The following is a 4,352-nucleotide window of genomic DNA, read 5'->3' on the forward strand; positions in this document are numbered from 1 at the left end:
AAATTTGAAAGAAAAAACTTATTTTTATAAAATAATTGTGCCATCTTTATTAGAATTTAAAAATTGGAGTATTATGATTAACAAACCTTACGATTTAGAAGAACGAACTTTTTTGTTTGCAAATGAATGTAGAACATATATTAGAACTTTACCTAAAACAACATCAAACATAGAAGACGGAAAACAATTAGTTAGATCTTCTGGTTCTGTAGGAGCAAATTATATTGAAGCAAATGAAAAACTTGGGGATAAAGATTTAATATTTAGACTTAAAATCTCTCGAAAAGAAGCTAAAGAATCTAAATTCTGGTTACGCTTATTACATGAATCAAATCCCGATCAAAGAACACTTTCAAATTCTTTATTATTCGAAGTAGAAGAATTACGAAAAATTTTATCTGCAATAATCACCAAAACTTCAAAATAATTATTGAGATTTTAATCTTACTTTTGCAACTCAAAACTCGTATAGTTTTACTCCTTTTTACAATTGGAATTTGGAATTTCTTTTTTTAGAATTCCCTCCTTTCAGATTGAAATTTGGAATTTAAAAAATTGGAATTTCTTTTTTATGTTTAAATTCAAACAATTCTCTATTCTACAAGATAAAACTGCTATGAAAGTTGGTACTGATGGTGTTTTATTAGGCGCATGGACTCCTATAACCAACAATCCTTTTAGTATTTTAGATGTTGGAGCCGGAACTGGACTTATTGCCTTGATGCTAGCACAAAGAACCTCAGCAGAACAAATCGACGCTTTAGAGATAGATGAAGCTGCATATGAACAAGCTGTAGATAATTTTGAAAACGCTCCTTGGAATGACCGCCTATTTTGTTATCATGCAGGATTAGACGAGTTCATGGAAGAACCAGAAGACGAATATGATATCATTGTATCAAACCCTCCTTTTTACAGCGAAGATTACAAAACTGATAACGATCAAAGAGATTTAGCACGTTTTCAAGACGCAATGCCTTTTGAAGATTTAGTTGAAGCGGCTGATTTATTGCTTTCGGAAAACGGAATCTTCTCAGTAATTATTCCATTTAAAGAAGAAGAGAAATTTATTACTCTAGCCAAAGAATTTGAGTTATATCCTTTTAAAATCACTCGAGTAAAAGGAACACCTGTAAGCGATATTAAACGCAGTTTATTAGCCTTTAATCGCGCTGAAAACACAGACATTTCTATCGATGAATTAATTGTCGAAACTGAAAGACATGTTTATACTCCCGAATACATCGAATTGACCAAGGATTTCTATTTAAAAATGTAAGCTTTAAAAAACTTACAAAGAGAGAAAGCGAACTTTCTCTCTAACTTGTTTTAAGATATTATTTTTGGCAACACCAGTTTCCAGGATATCTTTTTGGATAAACTCCAAAGCCGCAAGCTTCTACAGAATAAACGCAATAACCTGTTTGTTCGGAATATGTCCAATCTCCTACTGCTCCACCGTTAATTAGTTTTTGTTCGCTTTTTGTTAATTTTTGAGCACCTTCTACGTTTAAAATGTTTTTTAACATGATTTGTTTTTTTATTGTTTCGTTAATAGCTCAATCTTTTAAAGACATTTGAACTTTCTGTCTAATCTCACGCAAGAATATTTTTAAGTCTATTAAAGAATCTAGCATATAACTAGTATTTTAATAGAAATTTGTCGATGATAAAATAGCTTAAAAACTACATGTGAATTTTTAAGCACAATATTAAAGATAAGAACTCAACTAATTAAACAATAGATATATACACAAAAACAACAAACATTGAGAACCTATTTTGTTACATTTATAACCTAAGATTAAACTGACACAATAGAAACAAAAACGCATGAAAATTTCAACAGTCCTTTTAAAAGAAATATCATCGATTTGAATCTAGTTAAAAATGAATAATCGTTATTGAAGAAGTAATTAAAAGAAGTAATTATGAGGTCTCGTTATCGGATATATCGAGTTGATGAAAGATCTCTATCTAAAAAATATAAACTTTAAAACCGGCTAAAAGAAGTAACTCAATTATAAAAATACACAGAGAGAAAGCGGACTTTCTCTCTGGTATGTTTTAAAAATTATTTTTCGCAACACCAGTTACCCGGATATTGTTTTGAATAAAGCGCACCGCTACAAACAGGAAGTGGATAAACACAATAACCCGTTGCTTCAGAATATCTCCATTCTCCTGCACTAATTAATTTTTGTTCGCTTTTGGTTAGTTTTCTCGCACCCTCTAAATTTAAAATGTTCTTTAACATGATTTGTTTTTTATGGTTTTGTTAATAGCTCAATCGTTTAAAGACAGTTGAACTTTCTGTCTAATCTCGCGTAAGAATATTTTAATTCTATTACAAAACCAGCTGATACCTTTGTTTTTTAATAGAAAATCACATTTGATGAAATAGTTTAAAAACTACATAGTAATTTTTAAGCAGAACATTAAAGATAAAATATAACCAATTAAAATACAGACAGATAATAAAAAACAATAAACATTGAACGTCTATTTTGTTAAATTTATAACCAAAAACTTAACTGTTTTATAAGAGGGAGAAACATAATATATTTGAAGTAAATACCATTGGCTTTTAATTCAAATTAAAAGCTAATGGTATCTCTATTGAGGAATAAATTATAGGAAGTAACTACACCTTTTTATTCTCGAATATATCGAGCTAACGAAAGATTGCTATGTTAAAAAGTGTAGAAAAGAATTATCTTAATTGTAAAATAACACAGAGAGAAAGCGAACTTCCTCTCTAATATATTTTAAAAACTATCTTTCACAACACCAACCACCGGCATAGCTTTTCGGATAAGTATCATCGCAAGAACTATAATTACTAAAACACCATCCTGTTTCTGGACTAAATTTAGCCCCACCTCCGTTAATTGATTTTTGTTCGTTTTTGGTTAATTTTTTGGCACCTCCCAAGTTTAAAATGTTTTTTAACATAATTTAAAATTTTATAGTTTCGTTAATAACCCAATCGTTTAAAGACATTTGAGTCTTATGTCTAATCTCGCGCAAGAATATTTTGAATCTATTATAAAACCAGCAAACACCTCGTTTTTAATAGAAAATCATCTTTGATAAAATAGTTTAAAAACTACATCGTAATTTCTAAGCATAACATTAAAGATAAAAACATAGGCTATTAAAAAACAAACAGATAATCAAAAACAATAAACATTAAAGATCAATTTTGTTAAATTTATAACCTAGGATTTGACTGATTCAAAATATAGCGAGAAGACACAACGATTGTAAGACATAAAATCTTAATTCTGTCTAAAAAGGCTCTTAAACTGATATAGTATTCTTTCGAGTAATCGTAAATCTTCGGTAACAATTTCTGCACTACCTTTCATCTCTTGTTGAAAAGGAATTTTCTTTTTATACGATGTTTCCAATCCTTTAGGTAGCGATATATCTAGCAATAGATTCCCATCTTTATCTGGAATAAGCGAAATATTTTCGACCTTGCCTCTAATTACACCAAACTCTCTGTCTGGGAAATTAAACAATCGAATATTAACTTGTTGTCCTAGTTTAATTTTTCCTGAATTCTGAGCCTTTGCTTTGGCTTTGCCAATATATCCTTTTTCAGTATCTGGAATAATCGAAAAAACATTCTCTCCCGAAGTAATTGTTTGGCTCTCTGTCCATACTTGCAAAAAAGTAACTATACCCGGAATTGAGGATCTTAATGTGTAAGCTAATTCCCAATCTTTAATCCCTTTTTTTAACTGATAAAAAGATTGCATTAAGTTGCGCTCTAAATTCACTTCTTCTTTCGTTCCGCTTATTTTAGTGCCTTGACTAGATCTGGAGTTTTCTATAAGGGATGATTTTAACTGCGATATTGATGAAAGCAATCCTTTATAATTCTTATCTGCCTGAAGATAACTCAACTTTTTATTTTCTAAATCTTGTGTCGAGATAACTCCTTTTGCATACAAGGCTTCGAAACGATTAACATCGTTCTTTTGAAGTTGTAATTCGCTTTCGTTGATGCTTTTTTGCTGCTGCAAAATAGCCAATCGCTCTTTTATCTGGGTATGTTCTGATTTTTGAGCATTATTTTCTACCTGAAAAGGTTGTAGGTTTTCATTAAGTTTCCATGCTGCATAGTCCTTCTGAAATACTCCATAAGCATTTTCCATCTCTCCAAACTGCATATTGTTTAGGGAAGCAAATGGAAATTCTTTATTTCTGTCATTTATATTAAAATTGTCTACTGTGTTTTTTAGAACAAAGACATCTTTATAATTAGCTGAATTTTCGATAATTGCAAGCGGTGTATTTTTTGACACTTTTGCTTTATCTTTTACTAAAATTGCTTCGATTCT

At 30.1% G+C, this 4,352-nt stretch carries 6 protein-coding genes; 2 read left to right on the forward strand and 4 right to left on the reverse strand.

The genetic code is table 11. From position 1 onward, the window contains the following. The coding region (locus tag B8T70_RS23090) for a four helix bundle protein (RefSeq protein WP_242667554.1) at positions 1-427 on the forward strand (427 nt) is incomplete at its 5' end. A 144-nt stretch (positions 428-571) separates the two neighbouring features. Next, positions 572-1,279: a tRNA1(Val) (adenine(37)-N6)-methyltransferase gene (locus B8T70_RS23095; protein WP_086896392.1), complete on the forward strand. Its 708-nt coding sequence runs from the start codon at positions 572-574 to the stop codon at positions 1,277-1,279. 58 nt (positions 1,280-1,337) lie between these two features. On the opposite strand, the gene B8T70_RS23100 is transcribed toward B8T70_RS23095, so the two are convergent. The 4 genes from B8T70_RS23100 to B8T70_RS23115 form a co-directional block, all read right to left on the reverse strand. Further along, complete coding sequence (locus B8T70_RS23100; RefSeq protein WP_039116971.1) at positions 1,338-1,529, reverse strand: hypothetical protein; 192 nt, start codon at positions 1,527-1,529, stop codon at positions 1,338-1,340. Between the two features lie 545 nt (positions 1,530-2,074). Then, positions 2,075-2,257: a hypothetical protein gene (locus tag B8T70_RS23105; protein WP_035621975.1), complete on the reverse strand. Its 183-nt coding sequence runs from the start codon at positions 2,255-2,257 to the stop codon at positions 2,075-2,077. Between the two features lie 518 nt (positions 2,258-2,775). Beyond that, positions 2,776-2,955 (reverse strand): hypothetical protein, encoded by a 180-nt coding sequence (locus B8T70_RS23110; protein ID WP_039113796.1) that lies wholly within the window; start codon positions 2,953-2,955, stop codon positions 2,776-2,778. A 326-nt stretch (positions 2,956-3,281) separates the two neighbouring features. Continuing rightward, positions 3,282-4,352 (reverse strand): HlyD family secretion protein (locus tag B8T70_RS23115; protein ID WP_086896391.1); only part of this gene is annotated, 1,071 nt, incomplete at its 5' end.

It is taken from the genome of Flavobacterium sp. AJR (genome assembly GCF_002156885.1).
GTDB lineage: Bacteria > Bacteroidota > Bacteroidia > Flavobacteriales > Flavobacteriaceae > Flavobacterium.

Coding starts and splice junctions, on each gene's coding strand:
- B8T70_RS23110 (WP_039113796.1), bottom strand. CDS start 2,955: ATGTTAAAAAACATTTTAAACTTGGGAGGTGCCAAAAAATTAACCAAA.
- B8T70_RS23095 (WP_086896392.1), top strand. CDS start 572: ATGTTTAAATTCAAACAATTCTCTATTCTACAAGATAAAACTGCTATG.
- B8T70_RS23105 (WP_035621975.1), bottom strand. CDS start 2,257: ATGTTAAAGAACATTTTAAATTTAGAGGGTGCGAGAAAACTAACCAAA.
- B8T70_RS23100 (WP_039116971.1), bottom strand. CDS start 1,529: ATGTTAAAAAACATTTTAAACGTAGAAGGTGCTCAAAAATTAACAAAA.